Consider the following 19,377-nt stretch of genomic DNA (forward strand, 5'->3'; position numbering starts at 1 on the left):
TCGGAGCGAAACGGACTTAAAGTCACAAACAAAAGAACCTGGCAATTGCCAAGTTCTTCATTTTTTAGTCTGGAGGACTAACCTCCTATTCGTAATCCGTTCAATGCTAACTAACTGAGCAAGCAACTGTTATTTCACAGTATCTTCACGACTTACTTTTTGTGATTCACCGGCCTTACCATTGATACGGTAGTCGCTGTAGTTAGAACCGCTACCGCTAGAATCACTATCATCGTCGCCAACGTATTCCACATTACAAGACCAAGAGATTTTATCTTTGATATCTCCTGATGACTTGAATTTCGAATTATAACCATAGTAGAAATCATAAACTGCAGTGAAGGTCACCTTGAAGGTCTTCTCACCAGTCTGAACGACTTCTGTGACGTCAACGTCCGAGAAGGTAATACTATCAGCGGCACGGTTTTTAGCACCCGTAGTATTTCTATCAATATCAGCCGTTACATCCTTGTACATGGTATCATCAGTACCATTAAGGAAAATGTCGGATACACCATCTGGTGTCGTGTTGTGATTAGAAGCGTAGCTACCAAATTTACCGTAAGCAGCGGTCAAAAGACGATCTGCCGTATCACGGTCAAGAACACCATCAGCATCAAGAGTCACCGTTTGGCCTTCAGAGATTTTCTTAATAGACAATGTCTCTGTTTTAATAGAGCTACCATCTTCGAAATTCTTCTTAACAAAAACAGCTGATGAACCCGCTACTGCTACCTTGTTAACATCTAGTTTCCCTGAGTTAAGGGTTCCAACTTTGGTACCACCAACGTAGAGGTCTCCGTCCTTAAGATTAGACTTAACAGTAAAGCTAAGATACTCTACAGAAAGGTTGACTTCTGTTTTAGAAGTAACATTTTCCTCAGATGAGACAGTGATATCTTGGTCATTGACCTTACCAGAAGCCACAAAATTGTAAGTTCCTGGATAGAGATGGTTCAATTTAGCCGTGTAGTTATTGCCATCTGTAGTAGCATAAGAAACTCCGTTAATAGTCACATTCAAATCAGCTGTATTAACGGTTAAATCAACCGTTCCAGGATCTACCACGACTCGCCACTTAGGAAAAATAAGGAACTGACGTCCAACCTTTTGCATACGTTCGCCAGACAGGAGTTGGCTCTTGCTATAGGCTTGTGTACTTTTAGTGTCTGTGTACTTGACTTCGGATGTTTTAATTTCCTTTTTAGTATCAGACCATACTTGGTATTCCAAGCTATCTTTAAAACTCTTCTTAGCTGCTGCTTCATAACGCTCTGCTACTTGACCACGTGAATAGTAATAAGAACCAAAGCCGTAACCAGCTAGCGCTAAGACTGCTGCAACAACACCAGCAATAATTAGGATTTTCTTTCCTTTAGCCATGGCTTGCTTGGCTGGTTTCGCTGCCTTACCATCTGAGATAAACTGATGGATGGTTGACACATCATAACCTGAAGACTTACCAAGTAGGAATTCCTCAGGAAGAGGCTGACGTCCAACATAGGTTTTAAAAGCCTTCATCCAGATGGCTTGTGCTTCTTTAGAAGCGGCCTCTGAATTCTCTTCAGTTTGACCTTGATCTGCTTGAGATACTGGTGAAAGCTCCTCAATTTCTAAAGGAGTCGTTTCCTCTTCATCACCAAGCGGTACATCTTCAAACACTTCCTCGGCAACGTCATACTCATCAACTTCTTCTGTTGGTTCAGAAGGAGTGGCCTCTTGGTCCAAGCCCATTGCCGCAATGCCTTTAATAGCCTTTAAATCAAAGTCTGCTTTTTGGCCTTCTTCAATCTCCAAAGCATGGGGCGGACGACCAACTGCCTTTTCAAATAAATCAATCCACTTTTCTTTTGTTGCCATAAAGACTCCTATAAACTTGCTTTTTCAAAAATCGTCAGAGGTTTACTTAGAATAGAAGACCTACTGTAAATGATGACATGATAGCAAATACAATTGCAAACAAGATTGACAAAATGACACCATTCAAAAGTGCTGCCAAAATCATTTGATAGAATTTATCAGCCTTCCACGCTGTTGTTACAGGAACAATTGTAAATAGATTAGCAATTGCAAATAAGAAGTAAACAACATAGAACAAGAATCCTGGGAAGGCAACAAGTCCAATAGCTCCCAACAAGATTGTTACTAGCAAGATTGGCAAGGCCAATGATGTCAAGCGACCAAAACGGTCAAAGCTATTCAAGAAAGTAGTCTCAGGATCACGGAAGATGGCCTTACGTGTTACAAATCCTGCCAAGATAAAGGCAAAGATAAAGAGGAAGGCAGCTAGGATACTTGCAAAGAAAGCTCCAAAACCAATGCTAGATGTATGACTTGAAAATGAAGATGAGTAACTATCTGTTCCGTAAGAACCAAACATACTAGACAATGCGTTTGTTGTTGATACAACTGGGCTAACAAATTTACGTGCCACAGCGCTCAAGATTGCAAAGAAGGCAAGTCCAGTGAAGAGTGACAAGAAGATATAGTTAAGCCAACCATTGTGTTTCCCATAATCTGTCATGTCAGCTGGACGACGCCATGCATTAAGCAACCATGTCCAGTAGTTTTTGAAAGTTGTCGCAAATGCTGATGGTTGCGCTGGTACAACTACAGCTTGACCATTGATAAATTGAACGTTTTGACCTGGTTGAAGAGGTTGACCGTTAGCAAAAGCCGCTTGTTGACCAGCTTGAGGATTGGCAAAACCAGCTTGTGGTTGCGCTGCTTGATTTGGCACTCCTTGTACTGGAGCAGCTTGAGCACCCGCAAAGGTTGGTTGTGCTTGGGCTGCCTGAGCATTTGCAAAAGGAGCTTGCGCTGGCGCGTCTTGTGCACTCGCAAAAGTCGGCTGTGGTTGCGCTTCTTGGGCACCAGCGAAAGTTGGCTGTGGTTGCGCCTCTTGGGCTGGTGTTTCTTGAACATTAGCGAATGCTGGTTGTGCTGGCGCTTCTTGTACTGGAGCAGTTTCTACTGCTGGTGCGTCATCTTGGAACTCACCAGCTGCAAGTGCTGCTGCAATTTCTTCTTCAGTCGCTGAACGACCGTTGATGGCTTCAAAAAAGTCTAACCAATCTGCTTTAGTCATAATAATCTCCTTAAAAATACATAGAATGACTTCATTTTATCACAAATAAAGCCATTAATAAATGTCATTTTTATTAGAAAAAGGTTCGGAGCAAGCTGTCCAAACCTTTATATCTTCTTATCTGTTTCTTTGTAGAGATTTTTGAATCTGACGATCCAGCTCTCGTTTAATGTGTGGTTCTGGTGCAAATCGCTCTTCCCAGTCACTTGGTTTAAGAATTTTGTGGGTCACGGGATCAAAGTGAGCCTTTCCATCTGGGAAAATTTTCCCCATATTAGCCTCATGAACCGTATCAAAGAAAGGTTTAGGATCCACCCCCATAAGAACAAATGAACCATAGGTCAAGTAAAGCAAGTCAGTCAAAGCATCCACCTGACCAACCATCGTTGACTCTGAGTGCTCTTTAGAACTAACTTTGAGGGCTGCCTTATCAAGAGCAGCATGCAAATCCAGAACAGCCTGACCAAAGACACGCTTGTCCCCACCTGATGAAGCATAAAGGAATTCGACAATTTCTTCCAACTTGAAGTCCGCACGGTGACCAGCTTCCTCGATACCGTAAACACGAGGCATGTCGTTAGTTGAGCCATCCATCAAATGGTGGAAATCCTTAACCTTGTTGAAGTTGTCATCATCACTGGTAAATGAATTTTCTGTCTCAAAATGAATCAAACCGTAGTGTGACAAGGCTTTGGCAATCCCATTTTGGTTATTAGTATCAGTGACATGGGTAGCCTGGTCTTTCAGCTCGTCTTCACCATTACCCATGGCAACACCAATGCCGACGCCAGACAGCATTTCTAGGTCATTTTCCGAATCCCCAAAGGCCATAACCTCACTGAGTTCGAAACCAAAAACCTCACCTAGATGAGCGATACCTTTTAACTTAGATTGGTCCGCTGAAATAATATCGGCTGAATAAGGACTTGAACGGGTAATCTTCACATGAGGAAACTTTTCTTCAATATCTTGTGTTTCCCCCACCGTCGCTACCATAACCACCTGATAAATAGGCTCACGCATGATAGTCTTAAGAGTCTCAATACTTTGTGGCTTGAAACGACGAATCAAAGACTTGAAACTACGTTCCACCATCTTAGCCCAGGACTTAGGGACAATACGGCTGACGATTTGCCCAAACTTACTCGTCCCCATACTAATAATATTGGAACCAACAAGACCTGTGCTTGTCCCTAGAGAAATCTCTCTACGGTGCTTGGTGGCATAGCGAATCAAGTTGTAGACTGTTGATTTAGGGAGCTGATTTTGATAAAGGACCTTGTCGTGAGTCAAAATATATTGACCATTATAAGTGACTGCAAAATCCAGACCCAGATTATCCATGAAAGGCTGAACAAATCCTGGACCACGACCTGTTGCCAAACCAACCAAGATACCATCTTCCTTCATTTGACTGATAGCTTTTTTGGTTGAACTTGACACACGTTTTCGGTCATTTAGAAAAGTCCCATCAATATCAAAAAAGACTGCTTTAATGGCCACAGAGCTCCCCTCCTTCTCACATTTTATGCTAAAATAAATTATAACATATAATATAATGGTGAGTAATATAAATGACAAAAAAAATCCTAGTTCTTCACACTGGAGGAACAATTTCCATGTCAGCGGATAATGATGGCAAGGTCAGCCAAAACGCTGATAATCCCATGAACCATGTGGGACTTGATTTAGACAATTTAGAACTAACCGTTCTCGATTTTCTTAATATCCCCAGCCCGCATATCACACCCTACCACATGCTGGATATTTACAAAAAAATCAAGGAAACAGCTGGGCAATATGATGGTGTGGTCATCACCCACGGAACAGATACTCTGGAAGAGACAGCCTACTTCCTAGACACCATGGCCGTCCCTGAGATTCCAATCGTCCTAACTGGTGCCATGCGTTCGTCGAACGAACTAGGAAGCGACGGAGTCTATAACTATCTCTCAGCCCTACGTGTTGCTAGCGACGACAAGGCCACTGACAAAGGAATCCTGGTCGTTATGAATGATGAAATCCATGCAGCCAAGTATGTGACTAAGACCCATACCACAAACGTGGCAACCTTCCACACACCAACTCATGGTCCACTAGGCATCATCATGAAGCATGACATCCTCTGGTTCAAAACTGCTGAGCCTCGTGTACGCTTTGACTTGGAACAAATCACAGGAACAGTACCAATCATCAAGGCCTATGCTGGGATGGGTATCGGAGATGGAATCATCAGTCTCCTAGACCCTGAAAAGATTGATGGCGTGGTTATCGAGGCACTAGGTGCCGGAAATCTCCCACCATTGGCTGCAAGAGAAATCACAAATCTTATGGAAAAAGGAGTCCCTGTTGTGCTCGTTTCCCGCTGCTTCAACGGTATCGCCGAACCTGTCTACGCCTATGAAGGCGGGGGAGTCAAACTCCAAGAAGCTGGCGTTATGTTTGTTAAAGAACTCAACGCACCAAAGGCTCGCCTCAAACTCCTCATCGCACTCAGTGCGGGACTTAAAGACCAAGAATTGAAAGACTATATCGAGGGATAAGACATGAAACTTAGTATTGAAGCAACCGATAAATTGGAAAATAAAGATTTCCACTATGAGCTGACAGTCTCAAAAACACATATCGCCATGGTCTGTGGCACCGTGCTAGCCAGTCTATCCCTGATTGCATGGTTGAAGAAAAAATAAAAAGCTTGAAGCATGGTCACTAGAAAGGTGACTGAACTGCTTCAGGCTTTTAATTTTCTTCGTCTGGTCTATATTCAAGAATATCTCCTGGTTGGCAATCTAGCTCCTTACAAATAGCGTCCAGTGTTGTAAAACGGATTGCCTTAGCCTTGCCTGTCTTAAGAACCGAGAGATTGGCTGGAGTAATACCAATACGTTCTGCTAGCTCACCCGAACGCATCTTCTTCTTGGCAAGTTCAACGTCCAAATTGACAATAATCATAAGCCCCTCCTAAATCGTGTACTCATTTTCCTCAGCAATGGTATTAGCCTTAGTCAAAATCATAGCAACAGCATAGAGGACAAAACTAACTAGCAAATAACTGATATTAAAGAAACTATAACTCTGGTTGCCTGTCCCAAATGTAAAGATACCATTATTGATAAAGGCCCCAAGAACGAGCAAATGCGCTGACCAACGAACCAACTTAGCATTTTTAGCGATAAAAATATCAGAACGATAAAGATTAATCAGAAAGACACGTAGACACAACAAGAAGCCTATGTTGACTGACATACGAAGGAAATCAATGGTTGCTGTAAAAAGCGTCAGACTAGTGCTAGTACTTTTCACAGTAACCCCCGAACCAAGAAGCATACGCAAACCTTGTTGTAAGAGTCCTTCATGACCAGTCAGGATAAAGGCATCATTAAGAATGGTAATAACAAGACTTAAAAAGCCCGCAAAAAGGAGGACATTAACGAACAGGAGAATACTACGTAGACGTTTCTGTTCTTGCGTTTCCTGACGATTTTTAGCACTTTTGGCCGATCTCCAACCATAATAACTAGAGCCAGCCAAGGCTAGGATGATAAAAAAATAAAATAAGATAGTTGTCATGTGTTACCTCGATTGTAAATTCATTTGATTTCTTTGAGCATAGACTAGAAAAAGCCAAGGTGCCTCTAGGAGCCCTTGACCTCATACTAAATCATTAGCTAACTATTAACAGTATCAATTATATCGAATATCAATATAAAATACTAGTTTATAGGTAAGATTTTACTACTTTTCAAATAAGATTCTTTCACTTATTTAACAGCCGTTTGTCCCTTACGAAGACGGATAGCATCACAAGCTAGAGAGACCAAGAAGAGCCAAACTGATGTGCTGAAGTCCATTACTAGGTGATCTGTCGTTCCCAACTGCAAGAAGATATTCAAGGCTGATGGCACAAAGGTTAGAAGGGCAGCCTTTTTCAAGAAAAGTGAGAAATCTTCTGTCCAAAGTGCCTTCCAAGTAAAATCTTTAAACTCTTTACGAAGGAGCCAAATCAAGGCAAGATAGAAGGCAAATTGTAGCTCTGCGACCAGCCAGTAACCCCAACCAGAAAGGTATTGAACCTCTGCACCTGGGAAAAGATTGGCCACGTTCACAAAAGGAAGGATAAGTAAAGCAAGCATTGCAAGACCGTAGATTGCCATAAGAAGAATAAGAAGAGCGTTGATGATTGGTTTAAGTGTTTTCATGATAGGTTTTTCCTTTGTTAAATAGTTTTAGTAAATAATTTCTCTTTTTCGCGAATAAGATTGTCTTTATCGAAAATTTATTATCGTTTATCGATGAATATATATTACACTCTTTATTTCTCCTTGTCAACACATTTTTATCGTTTTTCGATATTTTTTTATCTAAATTTAAAAACCAGTCAAGAAAATCTCAACTGGTTAGCTTACTTATGTTAATCGCCTAGACTGGTCATGCTTCCGTCTAGACTTTTTATGAGTTTAAGAAGAGGGATTCTACGTTATGAAAAAAGGAAAAAGGGATTTTGGAAAATGAGGGATGAAAGTTGTAGAATATGGGTAAATTTAGCCTCTTCCTAGCATCAATACTAGTTTTGATAAACCTTAAAGTCTTGAGGATGCTTCTGGAAATTTCGGTTGTAGGTTACTTTGATTTTTACTGTCATTGTTTTGTCCTCCTTTTTAGGAATGGTTTGGCTTAGCCAAAACGTTTTATTATCAAAACCTATCTCGTTTTGATGGTTTTATTATAGGTTACCTAACTTAAAGAAAGCTTGTAATAAGCTTGAAGGAAACTTAAAACTCTCAGTGAGTTTACTGAGAGTTTTTCTGTCTAAAGCATGGATAAAATAATTCCCAGGACTAGAGCCACCCAAACAGCATAGCGAATTGTCGCATGATAGCGGTAACTTTCAATAACCTTGGGTAGCTTTGTAAAGAGATAGGCAATGTAAGCAACTATGGAAAGAAAATACCCTTTAAAATTCCAGGACGAGCCTAAGATACTAAAATCTTCGAATAGGGGCACAAGCATCAGTACAGCCGTAAGCATACACCAGACCGGCAAAAGCGTCCTTTCCTTTTGATGCTGTATATGGATAATCAGCTGAGCTATAAAACCCGCGACGTACATAATCAGTAATACCGAACAAACTAGAGAGATAAGAAGTGAATAAAGATATAGGGTATGAAAGTCCGTCTTTCCTTCTATCAACTTTGCCAATTCGGTAATAAACCAAATCAAGATGAAGGCGAAAAAATAAAACAGGAGACCTAACATCATAAGAAATAAAGGATGCAAGATAGCAAAAAAATCGATTTTTAACCGTTTCTTTTTCATGGGTTTCCTCCTCAATCAAACTCGCCTTGGCTTCTCAAATGAGCTCCAAGCACCTGCCAATCAGCATTCTCACGCCAGTTAGGGTCAGATACAATTTGGCTGGCCACGCGCCTTGCTTCCTCTAAGATATTATAGTCTTCCACAATATCAGCCACTTGAAATTCAGGAATTCCTGACTGACGTGTTCCAAAGATCTCTCCTGAACCACGCATTTTAAGGTCCTCTTCTGCTAGAACAAAACCATCCGTAGTCTCACACATGGCCTGCATGCGTTTTTTCCCGGTATCATTTTTAGGATTAGCCACCAAAACACAGTAGGACTGCTTATGGCCACGACCTACACGTCCTCGAAGTTGGTGAAGCTGGCTAAGTCCAAAGCGGTCGGCATCCATAATGACCATAACCGTAGCATTTGGCACGTTAACCCCCACTTCGATAACTGTAGTTGATACTAAAATCTGAGATTTTTTATCCTTGAAGTCCTGCATAATTTGGTCTTTTTCATCATTTTTCATGCGACCGTGCATCAGGGCCACTCTAGCTGAATCCCCAAAGAAATCTGTGAGTTCCTGATGAAGGGCCACCGCATTTTTCAAATCGAGAGCCTCAGACTCTTCAATCAAAGGTGAAATAAAATAGACCTGAGCATCTTTTTCCAACTCGCCCTTGATCCAAGTCAGTACGGTATCTAGTTGCTCATGTTTAACCCAACGGGTAATAATGGGCTTACGCCCAGCTGGCATCTGGTCAATGATTGACACATCCATCTCTCCAAAGGCAGTGATCGCCAAGGTCCTAGGGATAGGTGTCGCTGTCATCATGAGGACATCAGGATTGTCACCCTTCTCACGGAAAATACGACGTTGATTAACCCCAAAACGGTGCTGCTCATCAGTAATTACTAGCCCAAGCCTGTGATAAGTCACAGCATCCTGAATCAGTGAGTGAGTCCCCACAATCATCTGAGCCTCCCCAGATTCGATTTTGGAAAGAGCTACCTTTTTGTCCGCCGCCTTCATCCCAGAAGTTAGGAGCACTACCTCTAGCTCAGGAAAAAGCCCCTGTAAATTCTGATAGTGCTGCTCCGCTAAAATTTCCGTCGGTACCATAAGGGCAGACTGCAATCCTGCAGTATAGGCCCCATACATAGCCAGGCTAGCGATAACTGTTTTCCCTGAGCCCACATCTCCTTGTAAGAGACGGTTCATATGAGCCCCAGATTTCATATCAGCTAGGATTTCCGATAAACTGCGCTGTTGGGCTTCTGTTAATGGGAATGGTAATTCTGCAATTTTGGCTTTGATTTTGGCCTCATCGTAAGCAATTGCTAGACCATTGGTTTCGGACTTATTCTCAGCCTTCAGTACCTGTAAGTTCATCTGGAAATAAAAGAGCTCTTCAAACTTGGTCCTACGCAGAGCCTGCTTATATTCAGCCAAATCTCTCGGAGAATGCATGGCACGCACAGCCTCTTGACGTCCCATGAGACGATACTTGTCCATAAGCACCTGTGGGAGACTCTCCTCCAACAAATTCAAGGCCCCACTATCAAAAGCTGCCCTTATAGCCTTTATCAGCTGGGCCTGACTAACGCCCTGGGCCACATGATAGACTGGCTGCATATCGTCCTCAACTTGAGCCAACACTTTCATACCAGTCACTGCAGACTTCTTCTGGTCCCATTTGCCAAAAATAGCCACTTCTGCCCCCATCTCAATCTTGTCCACAAGATAAGGCTGGTTGAAGAAACTAATGGCAATCACTGCCTCTCCTTGCTTGATTTTAAAACTCAGACGATTACGTTTAAAGCCATAATACTGTACATTGGCAGGGGTCACCACCGTTCCCGTAATAACAGCCTTTTCGCCATCCATCAGTTCAAAGATAGACTTACTCTTAAAATCTTCATATCGGAAAGGAAAATAAAGCAAGAGGTCCCCAACCGTGTGTAAATCTAATTTGGTAAATTTTTCAGCGGACTTAGGACCAAAGCCTTTCAAATCCGCAATTGGTGAATCTAGTCGAATCATATCCTCTATCATTTCTATCGTGTTCTTCTCCTCGTGAAAGAGGAAGCCTTATCAGCTATTATAACACATGAAAATGCTCTTCACTAAAATCAAAAAATCCAGTATCAAACTGGATTTCTATTTATTTATATTAATCATAGCTACGAGGTACACGATCACTAAGCAAACAAAGGACCTCGTAGTTGATAGTGCCACGTTTTTCAGCCACCTCTGTCGCAGTGATGCTTGCTCCCCCATTTTCCCCCATAAGCGTAACTGGAGTTCCTAGGGGATAAACCTTAGGAAGGCGAACAGTGATCTGGTCCATAGACACACGCCCAACAATTGGGCAAAGCTGTCCATCAACAATAACGTGGAAACCTTGTAAATCTCTGGTCCAACCATCCGCATAGCCAAGCGGAATGGTTCCAATAACCTCATCAGCTGTCGTCGTATACGTTGCACCATAACCCACATCTTGACCTGCTGGCAGGATCTTAACATGAACAAGCGCTGTCTCCAAGCTTAAAGCAGGACGAATGTTATAGGGAAGTTCTAAAGCACTGCCACTAGGATTGAGACCATATATCACGACACCCAGACGTACAGCATTAAAGGCTGTTTCTGCATGCCAGATACTCGTCGCAGAGTTGCTTGCATGTACCAAGCGAGGGCGGTCCACCAAGTTATTAACCAAATCCGTGAAGAAGGCCAATTGACGCTTGAATTTACTATCATCTGCCTCATCAGCTGTTGCAAAATGGGTAAAAATACCTTCGACATCCGCACCAAGTGCCTTCAGACCAGCAATCAAGCTATCTGCATCTCCTTGGCTACGCACCCCAATGCGTCCCATGCCTGAATCAATCTTAATATGACAGGTCAAACCAGTCAAATCAAGCCCCTGATCCTTAGCCATTTCCAACCACTCAAGCGAAGCTACCGTCAGAGTGATGTTTTCTTGAATAGCCAAAGGAGCCTCGTCTGGCAAGACGACTCCTAAAATAAGTATCGGTTGCTCTAAGCCAGCTTGACGGAGTTCAAGTGCCTCGTCTAGGTTGGAAACACAAAAACCATCTACCTGTTTAGACAAATGCTTGGCCACCGTAACAGCACCATGACCATAGGCATTGGCCTTAACAACTGCAAAAGTCTTTACCTTTTTAGGAATGTGGCTAACCACTTGTTCAATATTTTCTGAAATTGCTGATAGATCAACCTTTGCCAAGGTTGGTCGATGTAAACTTGAGATCATAAGCTATCCTCTTCCAACATCTATCTCTTAGTTTTTTTCTAAAATGACACTTGCCTGAACAAAATCACCGCTATGGGAAATCGAGATGAAGACATTGCCTTCAAAAGGCGACTGGGTCACCACTGGCGCTCCCTTGTCATTGGTCAAAATTTCAATATCCTTAAAGCCGACTGCTCCAATACCTGTACCCCAGGCCTTTGAAAATGCTTCCTTACCAGCCCAGCGACCTGCTAAATAGGACATCTGGCGATTGCCAGAAAGGGATTCAAAACGCTCCCACTCTTTTGGTGTCAATACCTTTTTTGCAAAGCGTGGATTGCGGTCATAAGCCTTTTTTACAGCTGAAATTTCCTGCAAGTCTATACCATGTCCAAAAATCATAATTGTTACGAAAGTCTATTGTGGATTTCACGAATAAGGCTATCTGTCTTATCCCAGCCAAGACATGGATCTGTGATTGATTTACCATAAACTTCAGGTGTGTCCTGACGACCATCCTCAAGGTAAGACTCAATCATAAAGCCACGCACGGTATCCGCGATACGCTCATCCCACTCACGGTTAAGAAGGACTTCACGCACAATGCGAACTTGTTCCATGAAGTTTTTACCTGAGTTATCATGGTTTGTATCAACAAGAATAAATGGATTTTCCAAATTAAATGCACTGTACTTGTCCAAAGCCTTAACCAAGTCTTCGTAATGGTAGTTGACAATGTTCTGACCATTTTCATTGTTGGCACCACGCAAGATAGCGTGAGCGAGCGGGTTACCATCTGTTTTAACTTCAGCGCCATTGTAAAGGAAATGCTGTTGGTTCTGCGCAGCATAGATACCATTAAACATGACATTCAAATTTCCTGACGTTGGGTTCTTCAAGCCAATTGGCACATCAATACCTGAAGCTACAAAGCGGTGTTCTTGGTCCTCAACCGAACGTGCTCCAACAGCGTGGTAGCTAAGTAGGTCATCAAAGAAGGAAAGATTTGACGGATAAAGCATCTCGTCAGCGATTGGAAGGCCTGTTTCAGTAATAATACGTGACTGAAGGTGGCGAACCGCCTTAACTCCAGCAAGAAGGTCTACATCACCCTCTGCATCTGGTTGGTGGATAAGCCCCTTATAACCATCTCCATTAGTACGTGGTTTAGCTGTATAAACACGCATAACAATAAAGATTTTATCTTTCACATCTTCCTGAAGTTTGGCCAAACGGTGAGCATAGTCAAGAACGGCTTCTTCATTATCAGATGAACATGGACCAATAACCAAGAGAATACGTTTGTCCTCACCCTTGATAATTTTTGCCAAAGCCTCATCATTAGCCTGTTTAGTTACTAGTGCATCTCCCGTAAGAGCATGTAATTTCCTTACTTCCGCTACATCAATCAGCGGACTATTTTGATGAATTCCCATTTATTTCCCTCTCTTTGTGAAAAGAGAGCGAACCGCTTGGTCATCCAAACGGTTCACTCCCCATACATGGTTTCTGTTACCTTATTATTTTGACAAAGTATCGTGGATTTCACGAATCAATTCTTCTGTCTTATCCCAACCAAGACATGGGTCAGTGATTGATTTACCATAGACATCTGGCGCATCTTGACGGCCATCTTCAAGGTAAGATTCAATCATGAAACCACGTGCAACTTTGTTGATTTTCTCATTCCAGTCACGGTTAATCAAGGTTTGACGAACGATACGGATTTGTTCCAAGTAACGTTTACCTGAGTTATCATGGTTTGTATCAATAACGATGAATGGATTTTCAAGACCCATTTTTTCATAGTGTTCGATGGTTTCAAGAACATCATCATAGTAGAAGTTAGGCACGTTTTTACCATATTCATTCGTTGAACCACGAAGAATAACGTGTGCCAATGGGTTACCTGATGTTTCAACTTCTTCACCGTTAAAGAGGAAGTTTTGTTTGTTTTGTGCAGCGTAGATACCATTAAACATAACGTTAAGGTTCCCTGATGTTGGGTTCTTCATACCAGTTGGAACATCAATACCTGATGCAACAAAACGGTGTTGTTGGTCTTCTACAGAACGTGCACCGATGGCAATATATGACACAAGGTCATCTACCAAAGGAAGGTTTTCTGGGTAAAGCATTTCATCAGCAGTTGTGATACCAGTTTCAGTGATAACACGGTAGTGAAGATTACGCACAGCCTTGATACCATTGATTAGGTTTGGTTTACCTTCAGCATCAGGTTGGTGGACAAGTCCTTTATAACCATCACCATTTGTACGAGGTTTAGCTGTATAAACACGCATAACCATAAAGACTTTATCTTTCACTTCTTCTTGAAGTTTAGCCAAACGGTGAGCATAATCAAGAACTGCATCCTCATTATCAGATGAACATGGACCAATAACCAAAAGTGTACGGTCATCTTCACCCTTGATGATTGCTTCAAGCTCTTTATCACGAGCTTGTTTCTTGGCAAGGGCTTCACCTGTCAATGTAGTTGATTCTTTAACTGCATCAAAATCAATTTTTTCACTTACTGCTTTAAAAACCATAATAATTACCTATTTCTTTTTTCCTAAAATTGTTTACGACCGTGACAATTTTTAAATTTCTTACCAGAGCCACATGGACAGAAGTCATTACGACCAACCTTACTAAAGTCAATTTCTTGACCATTAGCATCTGCTTGGTGAGCCTGGATATTGCCTGTTGCTGTTGTTGAAACACGTTCATTCACATTTTCACGAGATTGTTCATGAATTTGTGCTTTCATCATTGTACGTGTCACATCATATTCAATTGCCCCAATCATATCTTGGAACATCTTGAACCCTTCAGATTGATACTCAACGATTGGGTTGTTTTGGGCATAACCACGCAAACCAACGGCATTACGTAATTGATCAAGGGCATCGATGTGATCCGTCCACTTGTTGTCAACAACCATCAAAATCAAGACTTTTTGGAATTCACGGATAGCTTCCTCTGAACGCAATTTCTTGATTTGACGATCATAAACATCAGCTGCTAACTCATTCAAGTAAACTTTAATAGCGTCATAATTAACACTACGTTTCGTTACCTCTCCCACTTCTCGTAAATCTTCAAGTGAGATGGCATTCTCAGGAACCAAGGCCTGACGAGCAAAGTTCAAAATACCTTTAAGAGCTTCCTCTTGATCATTGCGGCTGTGACCATCTACTGTACGGTTAATCGTACGCTTAATCATAGCCTTAATCTCAGGTTCAAGGTCACGTTCCGCTGTGATAACATCATAACGCTCAGCGTAGATGATTTCACGTTGTTCACGCATAACATCATCGTACTGAAGGACTTGTTTACGAGTATCGTAGTTATTTCCTTCGACACGTTTTTGAGCCGCTTCCACTTGACGAGTCAACATGCGTGATTTGATAACGATATCTTCATCATCAGCGTTCAAACGTTCCAAGACTTGCTTGATACGATCAGAACCGAAACGACGCATCAATTCGTCTTCAAGTGAAAGGTAGAATTGAGATTCTCCTGGGTCCCCTTGACGTCCCGCACGACCACGCAACTGGTTATCGATACGACGGCTTTCGTGACGCTCTGTACCAATGACACAAAGGCCACCAAGGTCAAGAACACCTTCACCAAGTTTAATGTCGGTACCACGACCGGCCATGTTGGTCGCAATCGTAACGGCACCACGTTGACCCGCATTCATGATAATATGCGCTTCTTTTTCGTGGTTCTTAGCATTAAGTACTTCATGAGGAATACCTGCTTCAACCAACATCTTAGAAATCAAGTCAGATGTTTCAACGGCAACCGTACCAACAAGGACTGGCTGTCCCTTTTCATAACGACGTTTAACATCTTGTACCACAGCGCGGAATTTAGCATCCAAGGTTGGGTAAAGAAGGTCGTCGTGGTCAATACGTTGAATTGGACGGTTAGTTGGAATCGGAATGATTCGCATGTTATAGATTTCACGGAATTCATCTTCCTCGGTCTTACCAGTACCAGTCATCCCTGACAATTTCTTGTACATACGGAACATATTTTGGTAAGTGATTGAGGCAGATGTCTTCGTTTCTTCTTGAACCGGTACACCTTCTTTTGCCTCGATGGCTTGGTGGAGTCCATCTGAGAAACGACGACCTTCCATGGTACGACCTGTAAATTGGTCGACGATAAGAATTTCTTGCTCAGGACTTACCACATAGTCGATATCATGCAACATGATGTAGTTGGCACGAAGGGCATTGTCAATATAGTGAGTCAAGGCAACGTTGTCAATATCATACAAGTTGTCCAAGTTGAAGAATTCTTCAGCCTTGTCAATACCTGAGTCATTCAAACCAATTGTTTTTGTTGGAATATCAATGGCATAATCATCCTCTGTCAAGGTCTTAACAAAGGCATCTGCACGATGATACAACTGGTTAGTTTCTGAACTTACAGGACCTGATACAATCAATGGTGTACGAGCTTCATCGATAAGAACCGAGTCAACCTCATCGACCAAGGCATAGTTCAATGGACGTTGTACCATGTTTTCCTTACGAACAACCATGTTATCACGAAGATAGTCGAAACCTACCTCTGAGTTGGTTGAGTAAGTGATGTCACAGTTATAAGCTTCACGTTTTTCAGCTGGTGATTTGGCTGAAAGGTTAATCCCTACTGACAAACCAAGCCAACTATAAAGCTCACCCATTTCAGTCGCATCACGCTCTGAAAGGTATTCGTTAACGGTGATAACGTGTACACCTTCACCTGAAATAGCATTTAGGTAAACAGGCATTGTCGCAGTCAGGGTTTTCCCTTCCCCTGTACGCATCTCTGGGACGTCACCATGGTGAAGAACGATACCACCCATGATTTGCACACGATATGGGAAAAGTCCAAGGACACGTTTTGCCCCTTCACGAACAACTGCAAATGCCTCTGGCAAGAGTTGGTCTAGGCTTTCTCCGTTTTGATATCGTTTTTTAAATTCTTCTGTTTTTGCCTGAAGTTCTTCATCTGAAAGAGCCGCCATTGCATCAGCATAGCTCTCGACTTTCTTGGCAGTTTTTTCTAGTTTCTTAATTTCGCCTTTATCATTTTCAATGACTTTGCGTAATATATTTGCCATCTTTTTTCCTTTCGACAGTCTTTATCTCCATATTTTACCACAAAAGCCCCCTTTAAACAAGAAATCACTCAAGGATTGACAAAGAAAAAAGCCCTAGTTTAAGGGCTTTCACAATGGATTCGCAAATAAACTAAAACTTTTTTATTAGATTCACTGAAAATATCGACAATAATACTTTATGCCTACTTCTCAGAGTTTTCTTGGCTCTCTAGGATATCCTCAAAATCATGCAAAAGATTTTCAAAAGCCTGCTCAAAGAAGGCATGGTCGGTGCTACTATAAGCCTTCATTATCATAGGACTTGCTTCAAAATCAACGTAGAATTGATAGTCCAAGACACCATTTTTCCAGTAAAATTTGATGCTAGGGGAAGCTGTTTTTTCACCACACATACCAGGAATTGCCCGTTGTAAGCCATAAATGTGGTCGCCATAGTCTTTCAGACGATAATAAGCTCCTTCAAAATAATATGATTTGTTGATTTCAATACGCTCAAATAGGGCCGCTAAAACTTTTTCATTACTCATACTTAAGCCTCGTTAGGGTGACTGACAATCATCTCCAATTGTCCATCAATTTCCCAATCTGTCACATCATTTGGAAGAATGAAGTGATCACCTTTCTTTAGACAATAAATGCGTGAATCGATAGTCATGGTCCCATTGCCAGAAAGTACGGAACAAAGCAAATAGGGAGCTGCTTGCTTGAAGTCAACCAAGCCACTGAGTTTCCATTTATACACAGTGAAAAAGGAGTTTGATGTCAAACAAGTCGACTCTAATTGCAAGGTCTTAACAGTTGCTGGGACACTATTTTCTGGATTCCCTAGATTCAAGACATCAAGAGACTGTTGAATATGAAGTTCACGTTTATTTCCCTGATCATCCCTACGATCAAAATCATATACACGATAAGTGGTATCGCTAGATTGTTGAGTCTCTAAGATAAGGATACCTGGACCAATAGCATGCATGGTGCCACTTGGTACAAAGAAAAAGTCACCTTTCTTAACAGGAGTTTTCGCCAAAAGTCCATCCCAATCACCTGCTTCAATCAAGGATGCCAGCTCTTCCTTTGTCTTAGCCTTGTGACCATAAATAATTTCTGCACCCTCTTCAGCATCAATAATATACCAACATTCTGTCTTTCCTAGCTCACCTTCGTGCTCTAGCCCATAGGCATCATCAGGGTGTACCTGCACTGAAAGCCAGTCATTAGCATCCAAAATCTTGGTCAACAAAGGAAAAACACCAGTCTTGGGGTTCCCAAAAAGTTCTGGATTATCCTTGTAAAGCTCTGCCAGGTGGAAACCAGCATATTTTCCATTTTTGACATAGGATACACCATTAGGATGGGCAGAAATTGCCCAATATTCACCAGTGTGTTCACTGGGAATATCGTAACCAAACTCTGTCTTGAGGCGATTACCTCCCCAGATTTTCTCATGCATTGGTGAATCTAAAAATAAAGGTTCCATTACTTCCTCCTGTATAGAGCAAAACGCCTTAAGATTATCTCTTAAAGCGATTTTACATATTTTGTTTATTTGTTTGCATGCTTGTCAGCTACATCTTTAGCAAGTGCGAAGTTACCAAGCGTCGCAGAGCCATTACCTGAAACAGCAGGTGTCACAATATATTCATTTACATCTGGTACTGGAAGGTAACCATTCAAAAGAGCTGTGAATTTTTCACGAACACGACGAAGCATGTGTTCTTGCCCCATAACACCGCCACCAAAGACGATAACTTCAGGACGGTAAAGGACTGTTGCTTGGACAGCCGCTTGAGCAATGTAGTAAGCTTGAACATCCCAAACTTCAGAGTGCTGATCAATCAATTCACCACGAATACCTGTACGGGCTTCAAGCGATGGTCCAGCAGCCAAACCTTCCAAACATCCACGGTGGAATGGACAAGTACCGTTAAATTCATTGGAAACATCATTTGGGTGAAGCGGTACATATACGTGACCAGCTTCAGTATGACCCATACCACCAATGAATTCACCATTTTGAATAGCTCCAGCTCCGATACCTGTTCCGATAGTGTAGTAAACAAGGCTCTTAACACCTTTACGAACAAGTGTCTCACCATAAGCAGATGAGTTAACATCAGTCGTAAAGTAGAAAGGCACAATAAACTCTTTAGCAATCAAACCAAGAAGGTCGACATTTGACCAATGTGGTTTTGGTGTTGAAGTCACAAAACCATATGTTTCAGAGTTTGGATCAACATCAATTGGACCGAATGAACCAATAGCAATTCCAGCCAATTGGTCTTCATAACGTTTGAAAAATTCGATCGTACGATCAATTGTTTCATAAGGTGTAGTTGTTGGGAATTGAGTTTTTTCAACGACTTGGAATTTCTCATCACCGACAGCACAAACAAATTTTGTACCACCAGCTTCCAAGCTTCCGTATAGTTTAGCCATAGGTAAAGCTATCTCCTTTTATGATCAATAATAACTATTTATACTATTATAAAGAAAAGCTAGGCAAAAGACAATCTAAATGAGACCTTGTTTGAGGAGGTACAGACTACTCTGCTTCATACTTTTCTTTATGAGCCATTTAAATCATAACCACCCGTCTAACGGGTGG

General features: G+C 41.8%; 18 protein-coding genes. 2 read left to right on the forward strand and 16 right to left on the reverse strand.

Going from position 1 to position 19,377, the window contains the following annotated elements; genetic code table 11:
• Positions 1 to 129: 129 nt before the first annotated feature.
• The 3 genes from HMPREF2571_RS05445 to HMPREF2571_RS05455 all read right to left on the reverse strand — a co-directional run bounded on the left by HMPREF2571_RS05445 (position 130) and on the right by HMPREF2571_RS05455 (position 4,591).
• Complete coding sequence (locus HMPREF2571_RS05445; protein ID WP_013991157.1) at positions 130 to 1,860, reverse strand: zinc ribbon domain-containing protein; 1,731 nt, start codon at positions 1,858 to 1,860, stop codon at positions 130 to 132.
• Positions 1,861 to 1,906: 46 nt separating this feature from the next.
• On the reverse strand, positions 1,907 to 3,088 hold the full coding sequence (locus HMPREF2571_RS05450) for a DUF6574 domain-containing protein (protein WP_013991158.1): 1,182 nt from the start codon (positions 3,086 to 3,088) through the stop codon (positions 1,907 to 1,909).
• Between the two features lie 117 nt (positions 3,089 to 3,205).
• Entirely contained in the window at positions 3,206 to 4,591 is a 1,386-nt protein-coding gene (locus HMPREF2571_RS05455) for a Cof-type HAD-IIB family hydrolase (protein WP_013991159.1), read from the reverse strand.
• 71 nt (positions 4,592 to 4,662) lie between these two features.
• Between HMPREF2571_RS05455 and HMPREF2571_RS05460 the strand changes: the two genes are divergently transcribed.
• Positions 4,663 to 5,631, forward strand: a complete 969-nt coding sequence (locus HMPREF2571_RS05460; RefSeq protein WP_049553917.1) for an asparaginase — start codon at positions 4,663 to 4,665, stop codon at positions 5,629 to 5,631.
• Between the two features lie 3 nt (positions 5,632 to 5,634).
• Positions 5,635 to 5,778, forward strand: coding sequence for a hypothetical protein (locus HMPREF2571_RS10665; RefSeq protein ID WP_175060895.1), 144 nt, complete (start codon positions 5,635 to 5,637; stop codon positions 5,776 to 5,778).
• Positions 5,779 to 5,827: 49 nt separating this feature from the next.
• On the opposite strand, the gene HMPREF2571_RS05465 is transcribed toward HMPREF2571_RS10665, so the two are convergent.
• The 13 genes from HMPREF2571_RS05465 to scrK form a co-directional block, all read right to left on the reverse strand.
• Positions 5,828 to 6,040, reverse strand: coding sequence for a helix-turn-helix domain-containing protein (locus tag HMPREF2571_RS05465; protein WP_002884695.1), 213 nt, complete (start codon positions 6,038 to 6,040; stop codon positions 5,828 to 5,830).
• 9 nt (positions 6,041 to 6,049) lie between these two features.
• Positions 6,050 to 6,658: a DUF2975 domain-containing protein gene (locus HMPREF2571_RS05470; protein ID WP_049553918.1), complete on the reverse strand. Its 609-nt coding sequence runs from the start codon at positions 6,656 to 6,658 to the stop codon at positions 6,050 to 6,052.
• 191 nt (positions 6,659 to 6,849) lie between these two features.
• Positions 6,850 to 7,287, reverse strand: a complete 438-nt coding sequence (locus HMPREF2571_RS05475) for a hypothetical protein (RefSeq protein WP_070847389.1) — start codon at positions 7,285 to 7,287, stop codon at positions 6,850 to 6,852.
• 610 nt (positions 7,288 to 7,897) lie between these two features.
• Entirely contained in the window at positions 7,898 to 8,404 is a 507-nt protein-coding gene (locus HMPREF2571_RS05480) for a hypothetical protein (protein WP_004183442.1), read from the reverse strand.
• An 11-nt stretch (positions 8,405 to 8,415) separates the two neighbouring features.
• Positions 8,416 to 10,446, reverse strand: a complete 2,031-nt coding sequence (recG, locus tag HMPREF2571_RS05485; protein ID WP_256314949.1) for an ATP-dependent DNA helicase RecG — start codon at positions 10,444 to 10,446, stop codon at positions 8,416 to 8,418.
• Positions 10,447 to 10,564: 118 nt separating this feature from the next.
• Positions 10,565 to 11,668, reverse strand: a complete 1,104-nt coding sequence (gene alr / locus HMPREF2571_RS05490) for an alanine racemase (protein WP_070847391.1) — start codon at positions 11,666 to 11,668, stop codon at positions 10,565 to 10,567.
• A gap of 27 nt (positions 11,669 to 11,695) precedes the next feature.
• Complete coding sequence (acpS, locus tag HMPREF2571_RS05495; protein ID WP_014632616.1) at positions 11,696 to 12,049, reverse strand: holo-ACP synthase; 354 nt, start codon at positions 12,047 to 12,049, stop codon at positions 11,696 to 11,698.
• A 5-nt stretch (positions 12,050 to 12,054) separates the two neighbouring features.
• Entirely contained in the window at positions 12,055 to 13,083 is a 1,029-nt protein-coding gene (locus tag HMPREF2571_RS05500) for a 3-deoxy-7-phosphoheptulonate synthase (RefSeq protein WP_045769170.1), read from the reverse strand.
• Positions 13,084 to 13,167: 84 nt separating this feature from the next.
• The gene (locus tag HMPREF2571_RS05505) at positions 13,168 to 14,199 is read right to left on the reverse strand and encodes a 3-deoxy-7-phosphoheptulonate synthase (RefSeq protein ID WP_045769169.1); all 1,032 of its coding nucleotides are present in this window, start codon (positions 14,197 to 14,199) and stop codon (positions 13,168 to 13,170) included.
• A gap of 23 nt (positions 14,200 to 14,222) precedes the next feature.
• Positions 14,223 to 16,772, reverse strand: coding sequence for a preprotein translocase subunit SecA (gene secA / locus HMPREF2571_RS05510; protein WP_045769168.1), 2,550 nt, complete (start codon positions 16,770 to 16,772; stop codon positions 14,223 to 14,225).
• Positions 16,773 to 16,954: 182 nt separating this feature from the next.
• A complete protein-coding gene (locus HMPREF2571_RS05515; protein WP_014632612.1) occupies positions 16,955 to 17,299 on the reverse strand; it encodes a hypothetical protein in 345 nt (114 codons plus the stop codon).
• A gap of 2 nt (positions 17,300 to 17,301) precedes the next feature.
• The gene (gene manA / locus HMPREF2571_RS05520) at positions 17,302 to 18,249 is read right to left on the reverse strand and encodes a mannose-6-phosphate isomerase, class I (RefSeq protein WP_070847393.1); all 948 of its coding nucleotides are present in this window, start codon (positions 18,247 to 18,249) and stop codon (positions 17,302 to 17,304) included.
• 65 nt (positions 18,250 to 18,314) lie between these two features.
• Complete coding sequence (gene scrK, locus HMPREF2571_RS05525; RefSeq protein ID WP_013991169.1) at positions 18,315 to 19,208, reverse strand: fructokinase ScrK; 894 nt, start codon at positions 19,206 to 19,208, stop codon at positions 18,315 to 18,317.
• Positions 19,209 to 19,377: the final 169 nt, after the last annotated feature.

This window comes from Streptococcus sp. HMSC068F04 (assembly GCF_001837455.1).
Lineage (GTDB): Bacteria > Bacillota > Bacilli > Lactobacillales > Streptococcaceae > Streptococcus > Streptococcus salivarius_D.